The 22,638-nt window shown below is 63.7% G+C and carries 20 protein-coding genes; 7 read left to right on the forward strand and 13 right to left on the reverse strand.

Annotation, left to right across the window (positions count from 1 at the left end):
• Nucleotides 1–13 precede the first annotated feature (13 nt).
• The gene (locus LCM4576_RS10850) at nucleotides 14–1,264 is read right to left on the reverse strand and encodes a Zn-dependent hydrolase (RefSeq protein ID WP_071032104.1); all 1,251 of its coding nucleotides are present in this window, start codon (nucleotides 1,262–1,264) and stop codon (nucleotides 14–16) included.
• Nucleotides 1,265–1,385: 121 nt separating this feature from the next.
• Here LCM4576_RS10850 and LCM4576_RS10855 point away from each other — a divergent pair, with 121 nt between their 5' ends.
• The gene (locus tag LCM4576_RS10855; protein ID WP_071032105.1) at nucleotides 1,386–2,024 is read left to right on the forward strand and encodes a TetR/AcrR family transcriptional regulator; all 639 of its coding nucleotides are present in this window, start codon (nucleotides 1,386–1,388) and stop codon (nucleotides 2,022–2,024) included.
• A gap of 94 nt (nucleotides 2,025–2,118) precedes the next feature.
• On the opposite strand, the gene LCM4576_RS10860 is transcribed toward LCM4576_RS10855, so the two are convergent.
• Entirely contained in the window at nucleotides 2,119–3,447 is a 1,329-nt protein-coding gene (locus tag LCM4576_RS10860; protein ID WP_071032135.1) for an aspartate aminotransferase family protein, read from the reverse strand.
• 235 nt (nucleotides 3,448–3,682) lie between these two features.
• Here LCM4576_RS10860 and LCM4576_RS10865 point away from each other — a divergent pair, with 235 nt between their 5' ends.
• Nucleotides 3,683–4,312, forward strand: a complete 630-nt coding sequence (locus tag LCM4576_RS10865) for a TetR family transcriptional regulator C-terminal domain-containing protein (RefSeq protein ID WP_041012267.1) — start codon at nucleotides 3,683–3,685, stop codon at nucleotides 4,310–4,312.
• Nucleotides 4,313–4,644: 332 nt separating this feature from the next.
• On the opposite strand, the gene LCM4576_RS10870 is transcribed toward LCM4576_RS10865, so the two are convergent.
• Nucleotides 4,645–5,517 carry a helix-turn-helix transcriptional regulator gene (locus LCM4576_RS10870; RefSeq protein ID WP_071032106.1) on the reverse strand — a complete coding sequence of 291 codons (873 nt, stop codon included), beginning with the start codon at nucleotides 5,515–5,517 and terminating at the stop codon, nucleotides 4,645–4,647.
• 103 nt (nucleotides 5,518–5,620) lie between these two features.
• On the opposite strand from LCM4576_RS10870, the gene LCM4576_RS10875 reads away from it, so the two are divergent.
• Entirely contained in the window at nucleotides 5,621–6,466 is an 846-nt protein-coding gene (locus LCM4576_RS10875) for an SDR family oxidoreductase (RefSeq protein ID WP_071032107.1), read from the forward strand.
• Nucleotides 6,463–7,185 carry an SDR family oxidoreductase gene (locus tag LCM4576_RS10880; RefSeq protein WP_071032108.1) on the forward strand — a complete coding sequence of 241 codons (723 nt, stop codon included), beginning with the start codon at nucleotides 6,463–6,465 and terminating at the stop codon, nucleotides 7,183–7,185. Before LCM4576_RS10875 ends, LCM4576_RS10880 begins: the two co-directional genes overlap by 4 nt.
• A gap of 43 nt (nucleotides 7,186–7,228) precedes the next feature.
• Here the strand turns inward: LCM4576_RS10880 and LCM4576_RS10885 are convergent, their stop codons facing one another.
• From LCM4576_RS10885 to LCM4576_RS10905, 5 genes are all read right to left on the reverse strand, one after another.
• Nucleotides 7,229–7,687, reverse strand: a complete 459-nt coding sequence (locus LCM4576_RS10885) for a carboxymuconolactone decarboxylase family protein (protein ID WP_071032109.1) — start codon at nucleotides 7,685–7,687, stop codon at nucleotides 7,229–7,231.
• 34 nt (nucleotides 7,688–7,721) lie between these two features.
• Nucleotides 7,722–8,240 carry an Rrf2 family transcriptional regulator gene (locus LCM4576_RS10890; RefSeq protein WP_071032136.1) on the reverse strand — a complete coding sequence of 173 codons (519 nt, stop codon included), beginning with the start codon at nucleotides 8,238–8,240 and terminating at the stop codon, nucleotides 7,722–7,724.
• A 332-nt stretch (nucleotides 8,241–8,572) separates the two neighbouring features.
• Nucleotides 8,573–9,886: an NAD-dependent dihydropyrimidine dehydrogenase subunit PreA gene (gene preA / locus LCM4576_RS10895; protein WP_071032110.1), complete on the reverse strand. Its 1,314-nt coding sequence runs from the start codon at nucleotides 9,884–9,886 to the stop codon at nucleotides 8,573–8,575.
• 2 nt (nucleotides 9,887–9,888) lie between these two features.
• A complete protein-coding gene (locus LCM4576_RS10900) occupies nucleotides 9,889–11,253 on the reverse strand; it encodes an NAD(P)-dependent oxidoreductase (protein ID WP_071032111.1) in 1,365 nt (454 codons plus the stop codon).
• 114 nt (nucleotides 11,254–11,367) lie between these two features.
• Complete coding sequence (locus LCM4576_RS10905; RefSeq protein ID WP_071032112.1) at nucleotides 11,368–12,102, reverse strand: gamma-glutamylcyclotransferase; 735 nt, start codon at nucleotides 12,100–12,102, stop codon at nucleotides 11,368–11,370.
• A 179-nt stretch (nucleotides 12,103–12,281) separates the two neighbouring features.
• On the opposite strand from LCM4576_RS10905, the gene LCM4576_RS10910 reads away from it, so the two are divergent.
• Nucleotides 12,282–13,058 carry a VOC family protein gene (locus LCM4576_RS10910; RefSeq protein ID WP_071032113.1) on the forward strand — a complete coding sequence of 259 codons (777 nt, stop codon included), beginning with the start codon at nucleotides 12,282–12,284 and terminating at the stop codon, nucleotides 13,056–13,058.
• Between the two features lie 26 nt (nucleotides 13,059–13,084).
• On the opposite strand, the gene LCM4576_RS10915 is transcribed toward LCM4576_RS10910, so the two are convergent.
• Nucleotides 13,085–13,576: a hypothetical protein gene (locus LCM4576_RS10915; protein ID WP_071032137.1), complete on the reverse strand. Its 492-nt coding sequence runs from the start codon at nucleotides 13,574–13,576 to the stop codon at nucleotides 13,085–13,087.
• A gap of 200 nt (nucleotides 13,577–13,776) precedes the next feature.
• Between LCM4576_RS10915 and LCM4576_RS10920 the strand changes: the two genes are divergently transcribed.
• Nucleotides 13,777–14,169, forward strand: a complete 393-nt coding sequence (locus tag LCM4576_RS10920; protein WP_071032114.1) for a DoxX family protein — start codon at nucleotides 13,777–13,779, stop codon at nucleotides 14,167–14,169.
• Between the two features lie 83 nt (nucleotides 14,170–14,252).
• On the opposite strand, the gene LCM4576_RS10925 is transcribed toward LCM4576_RS10920, so the two are convergent.
• Nucleotides 14,253–16,682, reverse strand: a complete 2,430-nt coding sequence (locus LCM4576_RS10925; RefSeq protein ID WP_071032115.1) for an FAD-dependent oxidoreductase — start codon at nucleotides 16,680–16,682, stop codon at nucleotides 14,253–14,255.
• 65 nt (nucleotides 16,683–16,747) lie between these two features.
• Nucleotides 16,748–18,283, reverse strand: coding sequence for a trimethylamine methyltransferase family protein (locus tag LCM4576_RS10930; protein WP_071032116.1), 1,536 nt, complete (start codon nucleotides 18,281–18,283; stop codon nucleotides 16,748–16,750).
• A 210-nt stretch (nucleotides 18,284–18,493) separates the two neighbouring features.
• Here LCM4576_RS10930 and LCM4576_RS10935 point away from each other — a divergent pair, with 210 nt between their 5' ends.
• Entirely contained in the window at nucleotides 18,494–19,084 is a 591-nt protein-coding gene (locus LCM4576_RS10935) for a membrane protein (protein ID WP_040984164.1), read from the forward strand.
• 13 nt (nucleotides 19,085–19,097) lie between these two features.
• Here LCM4576_RS10935 and LCM4576_RS10940 read toward each other — a convergent pair whose 3' ends face one another.
• Nucleotides 19,098–21,419, reverse strand: a complete 2,322-nt coding sequence (locus LCM4576_RS10940) for an ABC transporter ATP-binding protein (protein WP_071032117.1) — start codon at nucleotides 21,417–21,419, stop codon at nucleotides 19,098–19,100.
• Between the two features lie 52 nt (nucleotides 21,420–21,471).
• On the reverse strand, nucleotides 21,472–22,629 hold the full coding sequence (locus LCM4576_RS10945) for an ABC transporter permease (RefSeq protein ID WP_071032118.1): 1,158 nt from the start codon (nucleotides 22,627–22,629) through the stop codon (nucleotides 21,472–21,474).
• Nucleotides 22,630–22,638: the final 9 nt, after the last annotated feature.

Raw genomic sequence — 22,638 nt, forward strand, 5'->3', positions numbered from 1 at the left:
GACGTCTATTCGATCATTCGACGATCCCCGCCGTTTCGACCACCGCGTGGAACAGCACGTCGGCGCCCGCCGCGGCCCATTCCTTGGAGATTTCCTCGGCCTCGTTGTGGCTGAGACCGCCCACGCAGGGGCACATGACCATGGTCGCGGGCGCGACCTTGGCCGCCCAGCAGGCATCGTGGCCGGCGCCCGAGATGATGTTCATGTGGCTGTAGCCAAGCTTTTCGGCGGCGGTGCGCACGCGGCCGACCAGCGTCGGATCGAAGGTTACCGGATCGAAATGGCCGACCGCCTCGACCGAGCATTTAACGCCGAGCGCCTCGCAGATCTTCGGCGCTTCCTTCTCGATGCGGGCGCGCATGCCGTCGAGCTTCGCCTGGTCCGGCGAGCGGATGTCGACGGTGAAGATCACCGTGCCCGGCAAAACGTTGCGTGAATTGGGTGCAAACTTCACCTGTCCGACGCCGCCGACGGCCCCGGGCTGGCTCTCCATGGCCACCGTCTGCACCATGTCCAGGATACGGGCCATGGCAAGGCCGGCATTGACGCGCATATTCATCGGCGTCGAGCCGGTATGCGCCTCCTTGCCCGTCAGCGTGAATTCAAGCCACCACAGGCCCTGGCAGTGCGTCACCACGCCGATCTGCTTGTTCTCGGCCTCCAGAATCGGTCCCTGCTCGATGTGGTACTCGAAATAGGCGTGCATCTTGCGCGCGCCGACCTTCTCGTCGCCGACCCAGCCGATTCGTTTCAGCTCATCGCCGAAGGTCAGGCCGTCCAGATCCTTGCGGGCATAGGCGTAGTCCTGCGTATGCACACCGGCGAACACGCCGGAGGCAAGCATGGCCGGGGCGAAACGCGCGCCCTCCTCGTTCGTCCAGTTGGTGACGACGATCGGATGTTTCGTCTTGATGCCGAGATCGTTGAGCGAACGCACGACCTCGAGGCCCGAGAGCACGCCGAGCACGCCATCATATTTGCCGCCGGTCGGCTGGGTATCGAGATGGGAACCGACATAGACCGGCAGCGCATCCGGATCGGTGCCGGCGCGCGTCATGAACATGGTGCCCATCTGGTCGACACCCATCGAGAGCCCGGCCGCATCGCACCAGGACTTGAAAAGCGCGCGGCCTTGCTTGTCGGAATCGGTGAGCGTCTGGCGATTGTTGCCGCCGGCAATGCCGGGGCCGATCTTCGCCATCTCCATGATGGAATCCCACAAACGGTCCGAATTGATTCGCAGATTTTCGCCGGGTGCGGCCATTTGCGGTTCCCATTTTCACCAGGGGTCTTGTCGCCCCTTGAGTGGTTTGCATCCTGACCGTATGGTCAACTTTCAGACTACACAAGCTGACCAAGCGGTCAACGAGAATCTTGGGGGAGACATGACCGAATCCACCMGTCCGATGCGGCGGCAGGATATAAGGCGGGAGAATGAAAAAGCCATCCTGCTCGCCGCCGAAAAGGTGTTCGCGGAGGCTGGGTTCGGTGGCGCCACGATGCAGTTGATCGCCGACCTGGCGGGGCTGCCAAAGGCAAATCTCCACTATTATTTCGCCACCAAGGAAGAACTCTACCGGTCCGTCGTCCAGAACATTTTCGAAATCTGGCTGCAGGCGGCCAATTGCTTCGACGCTGCGCGCGGCCCGGTTGACGGCATCAGCGCCTATATCGACGCCAAGATGGAAATATCGCGCCGTCATCCGGACGGTTCGAAGGTCTGGGCCTCGGAAGTGATGCACGGCGCGCCGGTGCTTCAGGACTATATGGAATCGACTTTGCGCGAATGGACCGATGGCCGCGTCGAGATCATCAGGCGCTGGATCGAGGAGGGCAAGATGGACCCGGTGGACCCACGGCATCTCCTTTACATGCTCTGGGCCACGACCCAGCACTACGCCGATTTCGGCCACCAGATCGAGACGCTGAACGGCGGCAAGTCGCTCTCCGACCGGCAATGGCGGGAAGCCAAGGAAAACATCAAGCGGGTGATCCTGACCGRCATCGGCGCGCAGCCAGCCTGAATCAAGATTACTCAAGACCGGCGCTCCCGCGCCGACCTCACCTGCCRTGCCGCGGACACCCTCCCTCGACGGGGAAGATGCCCGCTCCGGTTTGTCAGTCGATCGACCTCAGAACATCGCGAACATGGTCGATCAGCTCGTTGATCTGGCCCTTGGTGATGATCAGCGGCGGCGACAGCGCGATAATGTCGCCGGTGGTGCGGATCAGCGCGCCGCGCTCGAAGGCCTTGACGAAGGCCGAGAACGCCCGCTTGGTCGGGCTGCCGGCGATCGGCGCCAGCTCGATCGCGCCGATCAGGCCGATGTTGCGGATGTCGATGACATGCGGCTCGCCCTTGAGCGAATGCAGCGCGTCTTCCCAGTAAGGCGCGAGTTCCTCGCCGCGCGTCAGCAGACCTTCTTCCTTATAGGTGTCCAGCGTGCCGAGCGCCGCCGCGCTGGCGATCGGATTGCCCGAATAGGTATAGCCGTGGAAGAACTCGATCATGTGCTCGGGGCCGGTCATGAAGGCGTCGTGGATCTCCTTCCTGACGAACACCGCACCCATCGGGATGACGCCGTTGGACACGCCCTTGGCCGTCGTCATGATATCCGGCGTGACGCCGAAATAGTCCGCCGCGAACGGCGTGCCGAGACGGCCGAAGCCGGTGATCACTTCATCGAAAATCAACAATATGCCGTGCTTGGTGCAGATTTCCCGAAGCTTCTGCAGATAGCCCTTCGGCGGCAGGATGACGCCGGTCGAGCCGGCGACCGGCTCGACGATGACGGCCGCGATGGTCGAGGCATCATGCAGCGCGACGAGCCGCTCGAGATCGTTCGCGAGCTCCGCGCCATGCTCCGGCACGCCCTTCGAGAAGGCGTTCTTCTCCGGCAGATGCGTGTGCGGCAGATGGTCGACGCCGCCGAGCAGCGTGCCGAACATCTTGCGGTTGGAGACGATGCCGCCGACCGAGATGCCGCCGAAATTGACGCCATGATAGCCGCGTTCGCGGCCGATCAGGCGGGTGCGCGAGCCCTCGCCGCGAACACGGTGGTAGGCGATCGCCATCTTGAGCGCGGTCTCGACCGATTCCGATCCGGAATTGGTGAAGAAGACATGGTCCATGCCCTTGGGCGCGATATCGACCAGGCGGTTCGCCAGCTCGAACACGACCGGGTGGCCCATCTGGAAGGCCGGCGCGTAATCCAGCTCGGCGGCCTGGTTCTGGATCGCCTCGGTGATCTTCGGCCGGCAATGGCCGGCGTTGACGCACCAGAGGCCAGCGGTGCCGTCGAGCACCTTGCGGCCGTCGCTGGTGGTGTAATGCATGTCCTTGGCGGACAAGAACATGCGTGGCGCCTGCTTGAACTGACGGTTTGCCGTGAACGGCATCCAGAATGCGCTGAGATCGTTCGGCGTGACTTTCAGCCGGTTGGACATGACCAAGACTTCCCCTTGTAACCTGTTTCGGTGCGGCCAACGCTTGGTCTTTGCTGCGTTTTCGTGCTACGCAAATTTTTGACCGGTTGGACAAACGTTAGCACCGCCTGTCGGCGGTCAGGGGATTACTAGCGGAAATGCCGCATAAAAAGCGCGCTCCACAGCCCAAGGAAAAACTGGTCCAGACAATTGGTCCAGACGGTCGGCGCGACGGATTGCAAGGATGACGGCCACGATGGAAGGCTCCGCTCCCCGCCGCACCCGCATCCAGCAGGAAAAGCGCGAGCTGATCCTCGAAGCCGCGCTCGAAGTCTTCTCCGCCAACGGCTTTCGCGGCTCGACCATCGATCAGATCGCCGAAGCCGCCGGCATGTCGAAGCCGAACCTTCTCTATTACTTCCGCCGCAAGGAAGACATTCACGAGACATTGATGCAGCGCCTGCTCGACACCTGGCTGGCGCCATTGCGTGAGCTGGACGACATCGGCGACCCGCTGACGGAGCTCAGAAGCTATATCCGCAGGAAGCTGGAGATGGCGCGCGACTTCCCGCGCGAAAGCCGGCTTTTCGCCAACGAGATCCTGCAGGGCGCGCCGCGCATCAAGCCGATGCTGGAGGGCGAGTTGAAGACCCTGGTCGACGAGAAGGCCGCCGTCATCAAGGGCTGGATGCGCGCCGGCAAGATCGTCCGCACCGATCCCTGGCACCTGATCTTCTCGATCTGGGCGACGACGCAGCATTATGCCGATTTCGACGTCCAGGTTCGCGCCGTGCTCGGCGCCGACCGCGGCGGCGACGGGCGCTTCGAGGACGCGGCGCGGTTTCTGGAGCAGCTGTTTCTGGATGGGCTGAAGCCGAAGGGTTAGCGTCGACGAGATGCTAGCGGGTGGACCGAACGTGGGGCCAGCTTGTCCGTCGTCTGGTCGTACTGACCTCGGAGATTAGCCGAGGCGCCCATCATCTCGTCATCCACGGGCGGAGCAAGGAGCGTAGCGACGCAGCGCAGACCCGAGGATCCATTCCGTGACYTCAATGCGCCACTACGGTGCAAATTCTGCCCTGCGGCACCCCCACGCCCGAGGTAACGGAATGGATCCTCGGGTCTCCGCGTCCGCTTCGCTCCCGCTGCGCCCGTGGATGACGAAGCTGAGGGGCTGACGCTGCTTTCTCGGACGGCGCCTCCTGCCGCCAATCGACGTCAGGCGCTGCGCCGCTCGGCCGTCTGTGCCTCCAGCAGCTTCCGCAACTTCGCAACCGAGTTCTGCTCGGCAAGCGGCGTGTAGACGATCAATCGCATATCCGAGCCGTCGTCGATCGACAGGCTCATATGCTCGAACGTCATCGCGCCGGCGATCGGATGGCGCAGGTGCTTCAGGYCGGAAAGCCGGTGCACGACGTCGCGTTGCGGCCACCACTCGCGGAACTCGGGGCTCGAGCGCATCATCAGCGTGATCAACCGCTCAAAATCCGGATCGCCGGTGTATTTCGCGCTCTCGGCGCGGAACGCGGCAAGGGTCGCGCGCGCCAGTTGCTCCCAGTCCACCAGAAGGCGCCGCCGGTGCGGATCGGTGAACACGCCGTGGATGATGTTGCGGGCATCGCCTTCCAGAAGCCCATAGTCGCCGAAAATGGCGACCGCCGCGTCATTCCATGCCAGCACGTCCCAGCGAGGGCCAACGACATAGGCGGGCTGCAGCACCAGGCTCTGYAGCATGTGCAGCAAGGGTCCTTCGACCTTTGTCTGCACGATGYGCCGCCGCTCCGGCTGCTGGCGGCCGGCGAGCGTGAACAGATRCCGCTGCTCGGCGCCGTCGAGCCGCAATGCCTGGCAGAGCGCGGTCAGCACCTCGACCGAAGGCCGCACATCCCTGCCCTGCTCCAGCCAGGTGTACCAGGTCGCGCCGACGCCGGCGATCATCGCCACTTCCTCGCGCCGCAGCCCGGGCGTGCGCCGCCGCTGGCCGGCGGCAATGCCGGTATCCGAGGGCGATAGYCTCTCACGGCGAGAACGCAGGAAGGCRCCAAGCTCGCGCCGGCGGTGATCTTCGGGGGAATGGGCGATGGCATCCATTCGCCTATTATAGCAGTACTGATACCAGGATAAAGTTTGAACTGTTTGAGATGYGCGCCATGTCCCATCTTTGCGTTCAGAGCAGCGCAAGGAGGCTCTGGACATGGAACTCAAGGACARGACAATTCTGATCACCGGCTCGACCGACGGCGTCGGCCGCGTGGTCGCCGAAAGGCTCGGCGCCGCCCGCGCCCGCGTGCTGGTGCATGGCCGCGACGCAGGCCGCGGCAAGGCGACGGTCGCCGCGATCGAGGCTAAGGGCGGCAAGGCGGAATTCCTCGCCGCCGACCTCGCTTCGCTTGCCGAAGTGCGCCGCCTCGCCGAAGCGGTGCGCGCAAGGACGGACCGGCTCGACATCCTGATCAACAATGCCGGCGTCGGCACCGGCGGCCAGGGCGCCAAGCGGCAGGTCAGCGCCGACGGCTATGAGCTGCGCTTCGCCGTCAACTATCTCGCCGGCTTCCTGCTGACGTCGGAACTGCTGCCGCTCATCAAGGCAAGCGCGCCGGCGCRCATCGTCAATGTCGCGTCGGCCGGCCAGCAGGCGATCGATTTCGACGACGTCATGCTGACGCATGGCTATAGCGGCGTGYGCGCCTACTGCCAGAGCAAGCTGGCGCAGATCCTGTTCACCATCGATCTGGCTCAGCAACTCGACGGCACCRGCATCACCGTCAATGCCTTGCATCCAGCAAGCTACATGGACACCACGATGGTCCGGCAGGCGGGCGTCACGCCATGGAGCTCAGTCGAAACCGGCGCCGACGCCATTTTCAACCTCGCCGCATCGCCGGCGCTCGACGGGCGCAGCGGTCTTTATTTCGACGGCCAGCGGGAATCGCGCGCCGACGCCCAGGCCTATGACGAAAAGGCCCGCCACCGGCTGCGGGCGCTGAGCCTCGAATTGACCGGACAATCTTTTGCAACATCCAAGGAACAGCACCCATGAGCGAGACCATCGAACATTGCGTCATCATAGGCGGCTCATCCGGCATCGGCTTCGCGACGGCCAAAAAGCTGGTCAGCCCCGCCATGAAAGTCACGATCACCGGCCGCAACGAGGAAAAACTCAAGACAGCGTGGAAGAGCCTGGGCGGCTCAGCCGACAAGGCTGCGTTCGATGCCGGCAATCCAGATGAGGTGCAGCGGTTTTTCAAAGACCTCGGGCCGTTCGATCACCTGGTTCTCGCCGCGAGCGGCGGCAAAGGATTGGGACCGTTCGCGACGCTCAACCTCGCCGACATCGGCAGCGGCGTCGACGAGAAGATCCGGCCGCAATTGTCCTGCCTGCAGGCGGCCTTGCCGACCTTGAACAAGGCCGGATCGGTCACCTTCATCTCGGCCGTCTCGGCGCAGATCGCGGCGCCCGGCGTCGCCGGCATCGGCGCCATCAACGGCATGCTTTTGACCGTCGCGCCGATCCTGGCAGTCGAGCTGAAGCYGCTGCGCGTCAACGTCGTGGCGCCCGGCGTCATCGACACGCCCTGGTGGGACTTTTTGCCGGACGATCAGCGGCAGGCGGTGTTCGCCGACTATGCCGGCAAGACCCCGGTCGGCCRCATCGGCCGTGCCGAGGATGTCGCCGAGGCAATCGCCTTCCTGGTCTCCAACAGCTTCATGACCGGCCAGGTGCTGACCTGCGACGGCGGTTTGAGGTTCGCGGCCTAAAATGAGAGGAGGCGCGCGGATTTCCATCCGCGCGCCCTACGGATCATGCCGCCTTGGCGGCCGGCATCGGATGGATGGCGTGGAAGGGAACGCAGAGCCGGTTCCAGGTGTTGATCATGCCGAGCGCGACCGAGAGCTTGACCAGTTCCTCCTCCGAGAAATGTTCGAGCGTGCGGGCGTAGAGCTCGTCCGACACGCCATTGTCGGCGATCAGCGTCACCGCTTCGGTCCAGGCAAGTGCGGCGCGCTCGCGCTCGGAAAACAGCGGCGATTCCTTCCAGGCGGCGACCAGATAGAGCCGCGTTTCGGTCTCGCCGTCGCGTCTTGCCTCACGGCTGTGCATTTCGACGCAATATGAGCAGCCGTTGATCTGGGAGGCCCTGAGCTTGATCAGATGCAGCAGGCTCGCTTCCAGCCCGCACTCGTCCACCGCCTTGTTGAGCGCCGACACCGCCTTCATGATCTCGGGCGCTTTAGCAAAGAACTGTAATCTCTGTTTCATCGTCTTTCCTTCCGGGTTTTGGGTGGGTTAGGGTTCAAGGCTGCTTCGGTGAAGCGGATTTCTGCGGCCGCTGGTGACGCTCGACGAAGGCGCAGCTCGCGGCATAGGACCGCGGATCGCCTTCAGCCGCATACTCCGCCACGATGTCGGACAGCTTCACTTCGGCGAGCGCCGCCCGGTAGGCGCGCTCGGCCTTGAGCATCGCGACATTGATGCCGCAGGGTTTGACGTAGGCCGACGCGTCGATCTTGACCGGACCGCGCTGGCGAATTTCGCCGCAACGGAACGCAGGTTCCCTGCCTTCGACGGCCAGCACGATATCGAGCAGCGTGATGCGTTCGGCGGGCCGCGCCAGCCGGTAGCCGCCCGCCGGCCCCGGCACCGATTCCAGGATGCGCGCCGCCGTGAGCTGGTTGAGATGCTTCAACAGATAGCTCGGCGATAGCCCGAAACACTCCGCAAGCGCCGCGCCCGGCATGGTGCTGTTGCCGTCGACGCTGGCCAGCGTCGCCGCGCAGTGGATGGCCGCTTCGACGCCATCGCCCAGTTTCATTGTGCCGATCTCCAATTCATGGATATCTCTTATCGTGGATATTTTTTATCTGCAATAAGAAAAGAGAAAATTGCCCGCCAATTCGCAATGGCAAGAGAACGACGCCTCGCAGAACCTGGGTTCCTCGCACCCCGCAAAGCGGGGGAGAAGTGGCCCGGCGAAGCCGGGACGGAGAGGGGGATACCCTCTGCGAAGTCAAAACCGGTCAAGGACGAGGCGCAGGGAAAAAAGCAATCAAGGGCCGCGGCGTGTCCAGCCGCCGCGAAGGCCCCTCTCCGTCCCGGCTTCGCCGGGCCACCTCTCCCCACTGTCGTGGGGCGAGGAACCCGAGCTTATTCCGCAGCCACCTTGGCCATCGGATTGTTCGGATGCGTCGTCCAGTTGGCGTAGATCGGCGACACCGGCTTGCCGGTGCGCTGGTCCACGACGCCGGCAGCCAGCGGCTCCATGGTGATGCAGCCTTCGACCGGGCAGACATTGACGCAGAGGTTGCAGCCGACGCATTCGGCCTCGATCACCTCGAAATACCTGGCCCCATTGACCATGCTGGTGATCGCCTGGTGCGAGGTGTCTTCGCAGGCGATGTGGCAGCGGCCGCATTTGATGCAGGCGTCCTGGTCGATATGCGCCTTGGCGACATAGTTGAGGTTGAGATACTGCCAGTCGGTGACGTTGGGCGTGGCGCGGCCGATGATGTCGGAGAGCGACGCATGGCCTTTCTCGTCCATCCAGTTCTCCAGGCCCGCAATCATCTCCTGCACGATCTTGAAGCCGTAGGTCATCGCCGCCGTGCAGACCTGCACGTTGYCGGCGCCGAGCGCCATGAATTCGGCCGCGTCGCGCCAGGTGGTGATGCCGCCGATGCCCGAGATCGGCAGGCCGTACGTTTCCGGATCGCGGGCGATCTCGGCCACCATGTTCATGGCGATCGGCTTCACCGCCGGGCCGCAATAGCCACCATGCGAGCCCTTGCCGTCGATGGTCGGCTGTGGTGCGAAACTGTCGAGATCGACGCCGGTGATCGAGTTGATCGTGTTGATCAGCGACACGGCATCTGTTCCACCTGCGCRCGCTGCCCTTGCGGGCTTGCGGATGTCGGTGATGTTGGGCGTCAGCTTGGTGATGACGGGCATGCGCGTATACTGCTTGCACCAGCGCACCACCATTTCGATATATTCCGGCACCTGGCCGACAGCCGAGCCCATGCCGCGCTCGCTCATGCCGTGCGGGCAGCCGAAATTGAGCTCGATGCCGTCGGCGCCGGTCTCCTCGACCAGCGGCAGGATCGCCTTCCAGCTTTCCTCGACGCAAGGCACCATGATCGAGGCGACCAGCGCCCGGTCCGGCCAATTCATCTTGACCTGCTTCATCTCGCGCAGATTGGTCTGCAGGTCGCGATCGGTGATCAGCTCGATGTTGTTCAAGCCCAGCAGGCGGCGGTCGGCGCCCCAAATCGCGCCGTAGCGCGGACCGTTGACATTGACGACCGGCGGGCCTTCTTCGCCGAGCGTCTTCCACACGACGCCGCCCCAGCCCGCCTTGAAGGCGCGCTCGACATTATAGGCCTTGTCCGTCGGTGGCGCGGAAGCCAGCCAGAACGGATTGGGCGACTTGATGCCGATGAAATTGTTGCGGATGTCTGCCATGCTCATGCCCTCCCGTTAGAGGTCAGTGCCCGGTGGATGCTCTCGGCCGCGTCTCGGCCCTGCGCCACCGCCGAGACGGTCAAATCGTCGCCGCCGAAGATGCAATCGCCGCCGGCCCAGACCTTGGCCAGCGAGGTGCGCCCTTCCGCATCGACCTTGATGCGGCCGCCCTCCAGCTCAATCTGCTCGCTGCTGCCGTTGAGATGCGCCGGCACAAAACTCTGGCCGATCGCCTTGAACACCTGGTCGGCGACGAGCGTGAGCCTTTCGCCGGTGCCGACAAGCTTATCGCCGCTCATCGCGGTGTATTCGAGCTCGATCCCGGAGACCTTGCCGTTCTCGGCAATGACGCGCTTGGGCTGCAACCAGTGGCGGATGGTGACGCCGTTGGCGGCGGCCAGATCCTGCTCGAAGCCGGAAGCGTTCATATGCTCCTGGCCGCGCCGGTAGCAGATCGTCACCTCCTCGGCGCCGAGCAGCTTCGATTGCACCGCGGCGTCGATCGCCGTCATCCCGCCGCCGATGACGACGACGCGCCGGCCGACCGGCAGGCTGGAGAGATCGCTTGCCTGGCGCAGTTCCGAGATGAACTCCACCGCATTGGCGACACCGTCCGCGTCCTCGCCCTCGGCGCGCAGCGCATTGACGCCTCCCAGCCCGAGCCCGAGAAACACCGCATCGTAATTCCGCATCAGGTCCGCCAGCTGGAAATCGCGGCCGAGCGCCTTGCCGTTCTGGATGTCGATGCCGCCGATCGCGGTGACATAGTCGACCTCCGCCTGGGCGAAATCGTCGACGCTCTTATAGGCGGCGATGCCATATTCGTTAAGGCCGCCGGCCTTGGGCCGCGCCTCGAGGATCGTCACCTCATGGCCGTGGCGGGCAAGGCGATGCGCCGCCGCCAGCCCGGCCGGTCCGGCGCCGACCACGGCAATGCTTTTCCCGGTCGGCTCGGCGCGCTTGTAGAACTGCTTGCCCTCGCTCATGGCGACATCGGTGGCGTAGCGCTGCAGCCGGCCGATCTGCACCGGCTTGCCTTCGGCCACCTCGCGCACGCAGACCTCTTCGCACAGCGTCTCGGTCGGGCAGACGCGGGCGCACATGCCGCCAAGGATGTTCTGGTCGAAGATCGTCTTGGCCRAGCCCAGCGGATTGCCGGTCGCGATCTGGCGGATGAACAGCGGGATGTCGATCGAGGTCGGGCATGCGTTCATGCACGGCGCGTCGTAGCAGAAATAGCAGCGATCGGATTCGACCAGCGCCTCGTGGTGGTCGAGCGGGGGATGCAGGTCGGAAAAATTATCGGCATATTGATCGGAAGACAGCCGGCCGCCGGCAATGCCCTCGATGAAATGACCAGTCGCCATTCCAGTTCCCCTTGTTGTCGTTTTGGGGAAGGCTAGCACGTTTTATTTTTTTATCAATTGGTCAATTTTCGGCCAAGTCACTGTATTGACTGGATAAAAATATGATAATTATAGTCATGTTATAGCCATTACCGCCTCATCGGATGGCTCCGCATTTTCAAACCTCGCGGGATGTATCGACCGGATCTCGTGCGCCACCAGTTCCTGCAGCCGCCACAGATTGCGGTCATGGATGCCGAAGGTCTCGAGATGGCTGACGGTGTTGTAGAGATATTCGGCGCCGGAGCCGACATGGCCGCACGCGCGTGCCAGCACCCAAGCGACCTTCTCCAGCGGCTGCCCGAGAGACGTCCCTCTGCCGGTCACGCCAACCCAGAAGCCCAGCGCCCGCAGCCGGCCTTGCGCCGTACGCACCGGAACCCACCTGACGGAGGCAACGGCCTCGTGATCGTCGATCTCGCGCCGCAACAGCCTTTCGATCTGGGCGGCCTTGTCACCGTCCGGCAGGCGGTAGATCACGCCGTCGCAGCGTCCGCCGCGTTCGAGCGCCATCATCAGTCCGGGCTGCGCGGCGCTGCCCCTCCAGCRCACGAGATCCAGGCAGAAGGAGCGATGCCAGCCATGCGCCGAGGCGCGTTGCTGCTCGACCGACTCGAAGGCCGGCTTCCAGATCAGCGAGCCATAGGCGAACACCCAAAGCGGTCCGGCGTCGGCTTCGCCGGCGAGACGCGCGCCGAGCGCGCGGAAATCGTCGTCGCTGAGCTGCGTCCACTCCCCGCTCGGACCGGGATCGATCTCCTCGCGATGGCAAAGAGCGACAAGCTCGGGCGTGAGCGACATCTGACGCATGGAAGAACGCGACCCCCTCTTTGACGGCAGCAAAGTCGAAAAGCACCGGCTATGCAAGATCAGGGGAGTGCAGCGCCTTGCCGTCCAGGATTTTCGGCCCATGTCGGATTTCTGTCGCCAGGATCGTCCTAGGATGGATCGAACCGCGATCGCTGCCTGAACCGGTGAGGAGACCGACCATGCCGAAATCCCCGCAACCTTTCTTCTGGTACGAACTGATGACCACCGACCTCGACGCCGCCGAGGCCTTCTACACCGCCGTTGTCGGCTGGAAAGCCGAGCCCTTCGACAAGGCGCCCGGCATGCCCCGCTACATCGTCGTGAATTCCGCCGTGCGCGGCGTCGGCGGCTTGATGACCATGCCGGAAGAACCTGCGAAGATGGGCATGCCGCCGGCCTGGATGGGCTACATCTACACCAAGGATGCCGACGCCTCGACGCAAGCGCTCAACAACGCCGGCGGCGCGGTCCATCGCGCGCCCGACGACATTCCGGGCGTCGGCCGCTTCGCCGTCGTCGCCGATCCGCAAGGCGCGGCCTTCATGTTCCTGCAGCCCAATCAGCCTGAACAGCCGCCGGTGCCGGCGACCACGCTTGGCCATGTCGGCTGGCATGAGCTCTACACGACCGACTGGAAAGCCGCCTTCGATTTCTATTCCAGCCAATTCGGCTGGGAGAGTGCCGGCGAGTTCGACATGGGCGAGATGGGTATCTACAAAACCTTTGGCGCCGGTCCCGAATCCGGCGGCGGCATCATGAACAAGCCGCCGCAGATCCCGGTTCCCGTCTGGCAGTTCTATTTCAACGTCGACGCCATCGACGCCGCCGCCAAGCGCGTCACCGACAATGGCGGCAAGGTCATCATGGGTCCGATGGACGTGCCGAGCGGCCAGTGGATCATCCAGTGCCAGGACCCGCAGGGCGCGCATTTCGCCTTGCTGGCGCCGGTGAGGTAGACCGCCTACCGCTGGCTGGCGCCGGGTCACTCCGGCGTCAGCACCGCCAGCTTCAGATCGGCCTTTTTCGCACCGCTGACCTGGATGATCGCCGCGCCGCCCGCGAGCTTGAAGCGAACGCTCTTGCGGATTCCCGGGCAGGTCCTCGCGCCGCTGAATGCCGACGATTTCACGGTCTTGCCATCCTGCACGACGTCGATCCAGGCCTCGTCGGACAGGCTGAGCTGCAGCTCCCCATCAGGCGGCACGGTCACATTTGCGATCGCGCCGAACGTGCCGGCTTTCGGTGCACGGTCTGGCGGCACTTCGAAGCTGACCATGTCCACGGCTTCAAGCGAGAAATCCGCCGCTTGCCCGACCGTGAGGGTAGYGCCGGACTGAGCCGYGGGCGCTGTCGGAAACAGGGCTTGCTCGCGCGCGACCGGCCATTTGAAGGCATCGCAACCCGCGTCTGCGGCTGCGGCGAAGCTGGTGCCTGCGAGGATTGCGAACAGGCTGACAATGACGACTTTTTTCATGGCAAAGCGGATCCGTGCGGTTGATGCCTCCATCCACAAATACAACTTTAAGGATAGATATGCAACCATTGCGAGAATGGTTCTGGGAAAAATGAAACCATTTCCACTCACCGATTGTTGATGGCGAGCCATGGGAAGTGAGTGGTCCACTGCCGGGCGATAATTTATGGCCGGACGGGGAGGCTAAAATGGAGTTTTAGATGAAGCTTTTCGAAGGCCTCACCCGGTACCGTCCGCAAGCGCTGGGCGTGTTGCGCATCATGACTGCCTTGCAGTTCATCGAACATGGCTCGCAGAAGCTGTTCAACTTCCCGGCCAGCRCCGAGCCGCACGCCCTGACCGGGCTGACGACGRCTGCCGRCATCCTCGAATTCGCCGGCGGCATCCTGTTGGCGCTCGGCCTCTTCACCCGCCCGGTCGCGTTCCTTCTGGCCGGCGAAATGGCCATCGCCTATTTCATGGCGCACTTCCCGCGCGGCTTCTTCCCCGTCAACAACGGTGGCGACTTGGCGATCTCCTTCTGCTTCATCTTCCTCTACCTGATCTTCGCCGGGTCCGGCGCTTTCGCACTGGACAACCGCCGCGGCGCTTGAAGCATCCAGGTTGCGCCCGGGAGCTTTTTGTTTTTACGCAATTCCGGACGGGAAACCGCTTCGCACTTTTTCCTGGAATTGCCCTAGCCGCGCATCCGCTCGAAATTGGCGTCGAACAGCGGCGCCGCCTGAATGCGCGCCGTGTGGCGCTTGCCGAGGATCTCGATTTCGAAACCGTCCGGTCTGTCGGCGATCTCCTTCGGCACATAACCCATGGCGACCGACGTCTTCGCATTATGCGCATAACCGCCGGACGTGACCCAGCCACGCACGACRCCGTCGTGCCAGATCGCCTCGTCACCGATCACATCGGCATCAGCGGCCTCGACGATGAAGGCGCGCAGCCTGAGCTTGCCGCCCTCTCTGCGTTCAGCCAGCGCTGCTTGCTTGCCGATGAAATCCGCGTCCTTGCCATAGGCGACGAAACGGTCGAGCCCGGCCTCGACCGGGCCGTAGATCGGCCGGTACTCGCGCGCCCACGAGCCGTAATTCTTTTCGAGCCTCAGCGCGTTGAGCGCGCGCGAGCCGAACAGGCCGATGCCGAATTCCTCGCCGGCTTTGACCAGCGCCTGATAGGCGGCACGCTGGTATTCCGGCGCCACCCAGATCTCGTAGCCGAGATCGCCGGTATAGCTGACGCGGCCGACGAGGCACGGCGCCATGCCGATATCCATTCGCGCAACCGCCATGAACGGGAACGCGGCGTTGGAGATGTCGGCGCGGGTAACCTTGGCCAGCACCTCCCTCGCCTTCGGCCCGGCGATCGCAAGGCCGGTGAGCTTCTGGCCCAGCGCCTCGATCCRCACCAAGCCATCATCCTTGGGCAGATGCGCCTCGAACCAGCGCATGTGGTACTGCTCGGCGATGCCGGAGCCGGCGATGAACCACTCTGCGTCGTCGATGTTGGCCAAAGTGAAATCGCCGATCAGCTTGCCGTCCTCCTTCAGCATCGGCGCCAGCGTCATGCGGCCACGCCTGGACAGCTTGCAGGCGAATATGCGGTCGAGCCATCCAGCAGCTCCCTCGCCCGTCACCTTGTATTTGGCGAAGTTCGAAATCTCCGACAGGCCGGCGCCGTTGCGCACCGTCGCGACCTCCTTGCCGACATGATCGAAGTCGGTCGAACGCCGCCAGGAAAACTCGTCGGTGACGCCTTCCGGCGCATACCAGAGCGGCACTTCGAGCCCATAGGATACGCCCCATTGCGCGCCCCTGGCGGCAAGCGTGTCGTAGAGAGGCGTCGTCTTGAGCGGACGGCCGGCAGGCAGCTCCTCGTTCGGGAAGCGGATCGAAAAACGCCGCGAATAATTCTCGCGCACCTTGGCATTGGTGTAGGCCATCGTCGCCCAATCGCCGTAGCGCGCCACGTCCATCGCCCAGATGTCGGCGCCCGGATCGCCCTCGATCATCCAGTTGGRGAGCGCAAGGCCGACGCCGCCGCCCTGGCTGAAGCCGGCCATGACGCCGCAGGCGACCCAGAAGCCCGGCAGGCCGCGTACCGGACCGACCAGCGGATTGCCGTCGGGCGCGAAGGTGAAGGGGCCGTTGATGATCTGCTTGATGCCGGTCTTCTGGAAAGCGGGGAAGTGGCGGAAGCCGACTTCCAGYGACGGCGCGATGCGGTCGATATCCGGCTCCAGCAGTTCATGGCCGAAATTCCAAGGTGTGCTGAACTCCGACCAGACCTTGTTCGCCTTTTCATAGGTGCCCATCAGCATGCCGCCGCGCTCTTGGCGCAGATAGAGCTCGCCGTCGAAGTCGACCGCGTGGATGATCTCGGTGCCGGTCTTCTTGTTCCAGTCGGCGACTTCCGGCATGTCCTCGGTGATCAGGTACATATGCTCCATGGCGAGCACCGGCAGTTCCAGCCCGACCATGCGGCCGACCTCGCGCGCCCAGAGCCCGCCGGCATTGACGACATGCTCGGCAATGACATCGCCCTTGTTGGTGATGACGCGCCATAAGCCGTCGGGCCGGCGCACGATGTCCTCGACCTTGGTGAAGCGCTCGACCTCGGCGCCGAGTTTCCGCGCCGCTTTGGCATAGGCATGCGTCACGCCGGACGGGTCGAGATGGCCGTCCTCCTTGTTGCGCACGGCGCCGACGAATTGGCTGGGATCGATGAGCGGCATCAATTCCGCCGCCTCCTTCGCCGAGATCACCTCCAGGTCGATGCCGAGATAGCGGCCCTTGGACACCACGCCGCGCAGCCAGTCGAGCCGCGCCTCGGTCGCCRCCAGGAGCACGCCGCCGGTCAGGTGCACGCCGGTCGCCTGTCCCGAAAGCTCCTCGATCTCCTTGTAGAGCGAGATCGTGTATTTCTGCAGCTTGGCGACGTTGGGATCGCCATTGATGGTGTGCATGCCGCCGGCCGCATGCCAGGTCGAGCCCGACGTCAGCTCATCGCGTTCCAGCAGCACGACATCGGTCCAGCCATGGCGGGCAAGATGGAACAGCACCGAGCTTCCGACGACACCGCCGCCGATGACCACGACCTTTGCATGCGACTTCATGGACTTTTTCTCGTTGGTTCAGTGAGTTGAGAGATTGAAATGAATCAGGATGGGAAGCTGTTCCCTCACGGCTCGCCTTGCCCGATCGCTTCCTTGCGACGCGCCATATAGGCTTCGAGCGCTTCGCGCACGGCGGGATCCATAACCGGCTGGACATATTCCTCCAGCGCCTTCTTCCAAAGCCTGGTCGCGCGCGCCGTCGTGTCGAGCGCGCCAGCCTCCTGCCAGGCCTCGTAATTCTGCCAGTTGGAAAGCATCGGCTGGTAGAAGGCGGTGGCATAACGCTCCAGCGTGTGCGGCTCGCCGAAGAAGTGGCCGCCCGTCGGCACCGCGCCCAGCGCCTCGACCGCGAGCTCCGCCTCGTCGACCGCGATCGGCCGCAGGAACTCTATCATGTGCTGGATCAGCTCGACATCGATGATGAGCTTCTCGAACGAGGCCGTCAGCCCGCCCTCCTRCCAGCCGGCGGCATGATAGACGAGGTTGCCATGGCCGAGCACCGCGCCCCACAGCGCCATCATCGTCTCATAGGCGCCCTGCGCGTCGGCGGCGTTGRAGGCCGAGCCCGGCGTCGTGCGGTAGGGCAAGTTGTAGCGTCGCGCCAACTGCCCGGAGGCGATGTTGGCCTTGGTGTTTTCCGGCGTGCCGAAGGCCGGCGCGCCCGACTTCATGTCGACATTGGAGGTGAAGGCGCCATACATCACCGGCGCGCCGGGGCGAACCAACTGTGTCAGCACGATGCCRAACAACGCTTCGGCGTTCTGCTGCGCCAGCGCGCCGGCAAGCGTCACCGGGCTCATCGCGCCCATCAGCGTGAATGGCGTCACCGCCACCGATTGGCCGTATTCGGCCATGGTCATCAGCCCTTCGGCCATCATCTCGTCGAAGCGGCGCGGCGAGTTGACAGAAATGATGGTGGTGACGCCGGGGTCCTGCGCCATCTGATCCAGCGTCAGCCCACGCGCGATCGCCATCATCTCGATGCCGTCGAGCGCCCTCCCCCGCCCGATCGCTGAGACATGGAAACATTTGTCGGTCAGCGTCAGATTGGCGAAATAGGTGTCCATATGCCTTGTGTTCGCCGGCAGCTCGATCGGCGCGCAGACCTGGTTTCCCAGCATGTGGATGCAGTTGAAATGCTGCGCCAGCCGCACGAGGTCCGAATAGTCGTCAAGGTTGCCGGCGCGCCGGCCGCGTTCCATGTCGTGCACATTGGGCGGGCCGGCGACGAGTGTGAAGTTGATGGTGCTATCGCCGAGATGGATGGCGTTGTTCGGGTTTCGAGGCATCAGCATGTAGGTCGAACGCGTCGACTTCAGCGCCTCCTCGACCATGCCGCGATCGACGCGCACATTCATCGAGCCGTGGTCGACCTTGGCCCCGGYGCGCTCGAACAGCGACAGCGCGCGCGGGCTCATCACCTCGATGCCGAAGTTTTCCAGGATATGCATCGATGCCTGGTGGATGGCCTCGATCTGGTCGGCCGACAGCAGCGCCATCGGCGGGTAGGGATTCTCCACCCGCCGTCGTGGCAGTTGCGGGATGGCGGCTGGTCCCCGGTTGCTGGTGCGCTCGCCGCGCTTGCGTCTTGGTTCGCTCATGCGCGCATCAGAGCGCCGGCATCACATGCGAGCTGTCAGGAATTCGCCATTTGCCGGCGTGATTTTAGCCAAGGCGGCATTTCTCAAAATCGAAGAAAAGAATTACGACACAGGCGGTCGTAATACCGATATTCGATTTTTCATGCCGCCACGTCCGCGTTAAGGAAGCGAGCAAGACTCCTTTTATGATTTCGGCCTATTCGTCGTCCAATGCGTAGGTCGAGTTTTAGTAAAATTGTCGCTGTTTCCGTGCTGCTGGCGCTTTCGGCCTGCGCGACGGCGCCCAGCCACATCAACAATGTCTGCGCCGTCTTCGACCAGAATGACGGCTGGTTCGACAACTGGCAGTCCGCCGCCGAGCGGACCGAGCGGAAATACGGCATCCCCGTTCCCGTGCTGATGGCCACGGTGCGTAAGGAATCCGGCTTCAAGAGCAATGCCCGCCCGCCGCGCACCAAGCTGCTCGGCTTCATCCCGTGGACCCATGTCTCGAGTGCCACCGGCTATTCGCAGGCGCTCGACGGCACCTGGTCGCAATATCAAAGCGAGACCGGCAACTGGGCGGCGCGCCGGACACGCTTTGCCGACGCCATCGATTTCGTCGGCTGGTACCATTCCAAGACCGCCGACACGTTCGGTGTCGCCCGCAACGACACCTATAATCTCTATCTGGCGTACTATCTCGGCTGGACAGCCTATGGCCGCGGCAACCGCGGCGACGCCGGCGTGCAAAGCTACGCGCGCGCCACCGACCAGATGGCCCGCGACTACGCCGCGCAGCTACGGCAATGCGGCAGCTGACACCCTTCTGGGGTTAATGCCGCCTTGTCGTGTCCTTCGGCCTTGAGACACCGGTTTCCGAATCCTCGTCGCGCACTTCATGGCGACGGGCTTTAAGCACCGCGTCGTTCTCCTCGACGCCTTCTCCGGTCGCATCAGCTTCCGCACTGGCGTTTTTGCCGTCCGGGCGCTGCGGCGGCGTGCCGGCAAAGCCCGGCCCCTCGCCATGCGGCGCATCGTCCGGAACGCCCTCACGCGCGGCGTGCTCCTTGTCGAACTTGATGACCGGCTCCATCTTGGCCAGCACGTCGTCCGAAAGCCAGCACAGGCTCGTATGGCCGCCGCCGAGATTCTTCACCGGCGGCACCTTGGTCTCGCACAGATTGTCCGGCACCAGCTTCTTGTAGCCGCAACGCGTCTGGAACGGGCAGCCGGTCGGTGGGTTCATCGCCGACGGGATGTCGCCTTCGAGCACGATGTGCTTCTTGACCACGCTGGTGTCGGCGATCGGGATCGCGGACAGCAGCGCCTCAGTGTAGGGGTGGTAAGGCGGCGAGAAGATCTGGTCGGTCGTGCCCTGCTCGACGATATAGCCCAGATACATGACGACGACGCGATCGGCGATATAGCGCACCACCGACAGATCGTGGCTGATGAACAGCATCGTCGTCTTGTTCTTGCGCTGGATGTCCATCAAGAGTTCGGTCACCGCCGCCTGCACCGAGACGTCGAGCGCCGAGACCGGCTCGTCGGCCACCACCACCTTGGCGTCGCCGGCAAAGGCGCGCGCGACGCCGATGCGCTGCTTCTGGCCCCCCGAAAGCTGGCGCGGCTTGCGCGTCTCGAAGGCCCTGGGCAGCTTCACCAGATCGAGCAGCTCCAGCATGCGCTGGCGCCRCTCGGCGACATTCTTGCCGACATTGAACTTCTCCAGCGTGCGGATGATCTGCGAGCCGACGCTGTGGCTGGGATTCAGCGTGTCGAACGGATTCTGGAACACCATCTGGATCGACGAGACCGTGTCGACGCCGCGGTTCTCGATCCCCGTAGACTGGATTTCCTTGTTGGCCAAAGTCACCGTGCCGGAGCTGGCGGTCTCGAGGCCGAGCAGCACCTTGGCCAGCGTCGACTTCCCGCAGCCGGACTCGCCGACGATCGCCACCGTCTCGGATTCGCGCGCGGTGAACGAGATCGTCTCGTTGGCCTTGACGACGCGGCCTTCGCTGGAGCCGAACACCTCGCTGCCGCCGACCTTGTAGTATTTCTTGAGGTCCTGGATCTTCAGCACCGGCGCACCGGGCTCGACCTTTTCGTTGACCTTCTTGGCGCCGGGCGGCAGCGCCTCCCAGTCGATCTCGTTGAAGCGCACGCAGCGCGAGAAATGCCCCTCATGGCCCTCGACCGGGATCATCGGGATTTCCGCCGCGTTGCAGACGCCCTCGACGAAATGGTGGCAGCGCGGCCCGAAATTGCAGCCCTTCGGCCGCTCATGCGGCAGCGGCAACTGTCCGGGAATGGAGATCAGCGGCCGCGAATTCTTGTCGGCGCCGGGCAGCGGGATCGAGCGGAACAGCCCTTGCGTATAGGGGTGGCGCATCCGGTCGAACACGTCCTCGATCTTGCCGGTCTCGACCGCCTCGCCGGAATACATCACCGTGATCTTGTCGCAGGTTTCCAGGATGAGGCCGAGATTGTGCGAGACGAAGATCATCGAGGTGCCGAACTTCTCGCCGAGCCCCTTGACCAGCTCGACGATGCCGGCCTCGACGGTGACGTCGAGCGCGGTGGTCGGCTCGTCGAGCAGAAGCAGCGCCGGCTTCGACAACAGCGCCATGGCGATCACGATGCGCTGCTGCTGACCGCCGGACAACTGATGCGGATAGGAGCGCATCATGCGCTCGGGATCGGGCAATTTCACCGCACGCACCATCTCCAGCGCGCGATTATACGCCTCTTCCTTCGATACCTTGTCGTGGATCAGCGGCACTTCCATCAGTTGCTGGCCGATCTTCATCGCCGGATTGAGGCTTGCCATCGGCTCCTGGTAGATCATGGCGATCTTGTTGCCGCGGATGGCGCGCAGCTCTTCGTCCGACATCTCGCCCATGTCCCTGCCCTGGAACTTGATGCGCCCGCCGACGATCTTTCCGATGTTGGAGAGGTCGCGCATGATGCCGAGCGACACGGTCGACTTGCCGCAGCCGGATTCGCCGACGATGCCCATCGCCTCGCCGGGCATGACCGTGCAGGAAAAATCCATCACGGCCGGTATCTCGCCCTTGCGGGTGAAGAAGGAGATCGAGAGGTTCTCGATCTCGATGATGGGTTGAGCCGGATTTCGAACTGCCTCGTTCATGGGTCGCTCCAATCCTAAATTGTTCCAGCAGGTAGGGCCTGAACCGCCACCATCAATCCTTCATCGACTGTTCGCGCAGCGAGTCCGCCAAAAGGTTCAGCCCCAGCACGAATGACATCAGGGCGATCGTCGGCGGCAGCGCTGGGTGGATGAAGGAACGCAACAGCCGGCTGGCGTCCTTGATCGCGGTGCCCCAGTCGGGGCTTTCCGGCGCCAGGCCCAGGCCGAAATAGCCGAGCGTCCCGAGCAGGATCGTCGTGTAGCCGATGCGCAGGCACGCATCGACGATCAGCGGGCCCCGCGCATTGGGYAGGATCTCCCACAGCATGATGTACCAGGGCGATTCACCGCGCGTCTGCGCCGCCGCCACATAGTCGCGCGTCTTGATGTCCATGGTCAGGCCGCGCACGATGCGGAACACGCCGGGGCTGGAGGCGAACACCACCGCCACGAAGATGTTGAGCTGGTTGGGATCGATATGKACGATGTGCAGCGGATCCTTGTCGAAGACCAGGCCCGMATAGATCCAGCCGCCCAAGACCAGCGTGATGCCGAGCAGGATATAGAGYCGGTCCGGCCGGTTCTTGTATCGGGTCCAGAACAGGACGCAGAAGAAGATGATCGGGAACAGGAAGAACAATCCCGCCATCGCATAGGGGATCGGCGTGTCCATGATGCCCGGCGTCACCAGGAGGTAGAACAACAGGATCACCGGGAAGGCCAGCACCAGATTGGCGAGGAAGGACAAGAGCGTGTCGATCTTGCCGCCATAGTAACCGGCCGGCAGGCCAAGCGTGATGCCCACCATCAGCGCGAAGCCGGTGGCGGCCGGCGCGATGATCAGAACGATCTGGCTGCCATAGACCATGCGCGAGAACACGTCGCGGGCGAGCTTGTCGCCGCCGAAATAGTAGACGAGTTTCGACGCCGGTTCGATAGCGCCAGGCAGYGTATCCTTCATCACCGAGACCTGAGCCAGCGGGTCGAAGGGCGAGATGGTGGAGGCAAAGATCGCCGTGAACAGCCAGAACAGGCAGATGAAGACGCCGGCGATGCCGACGCCGCTGTCGAAGAGCTGGCCGTAGAGCCCGAGCTTCCGCCTGTAGGTGAAGCTCACGCCCATCACCAGGATGAGCGCCACCCAGACCGGCCAGAACCGCCAGAGCACGCCGAGAACGACATCGAAGGCGCTGATATATTCCGTTTGCATCGGCCCTGC

It is taken from the genome of Mesorhizobium sp. LCM 4576, assembly GCF_001854815.1.
Classification (GTDB): Bacteria; Pseudomonadota; Alphaproteobacteria; order Rhizobiales; family Rhizobiaceae; genus Mesorhizobium; species Mesorhizobium plurifarium.

Excerpts from the sequence above, each read along its gene's own strand:
- LCM4576_RS10910 (WP_071032113.1), top strand. The coding sequence starts at position 12,282 with ATGCCGAAATCCCCGCAACCTTTCTTCTGGTACGAACTGATGACCACC.
- LCM4576_RS10850 (WP_071032104.1), bottom strand. The coding sequence starts at position 1,264 with ATGGCCGCACCCGGCGAAAATCTGCGAATCAATTCGGACCGTTTGTGG.
- LCM4576_RS10890 (WP_071032136.1), bottom strand. The coding sequence starts at position 8,240 with ATGAAACTGGGCGATGGCGTCGAAGCGGCCATCCACTGCGCGGCGACG.
- LCM4576_RS10865 (WP_041012267.1), top strand. The coding sequence starts at position 3,683 with ATGGAAGGCTCCGCTCCCCGCCGCACCCGCATCCAGCAGGAAAAGCGC.
- LCM4576_RS10860 (WP_071032135.1), bottom strand. The coding sequence starts at position 3,447 with ATGTCCAACCGGCTGAAAGTCACGCCGAACGATCTCAGCGCATTCTGG.
- LCM4576_RS10935 (WP_040984164.1), top strand. The coding sequence starts at position 18,494 with ATGCGTAGGTCGAGTTTTAGTAAAATTGTCGCTGTTTCCGTGCTGCTG.
- LCM4576_RS10885 (WP_071032109.1), bottom strand. The coding sequence starts at position 7,687 with ATGAAACAGAGATTACAGTTCTTTGCTAAAGCGCCCGAGATCATGAAG.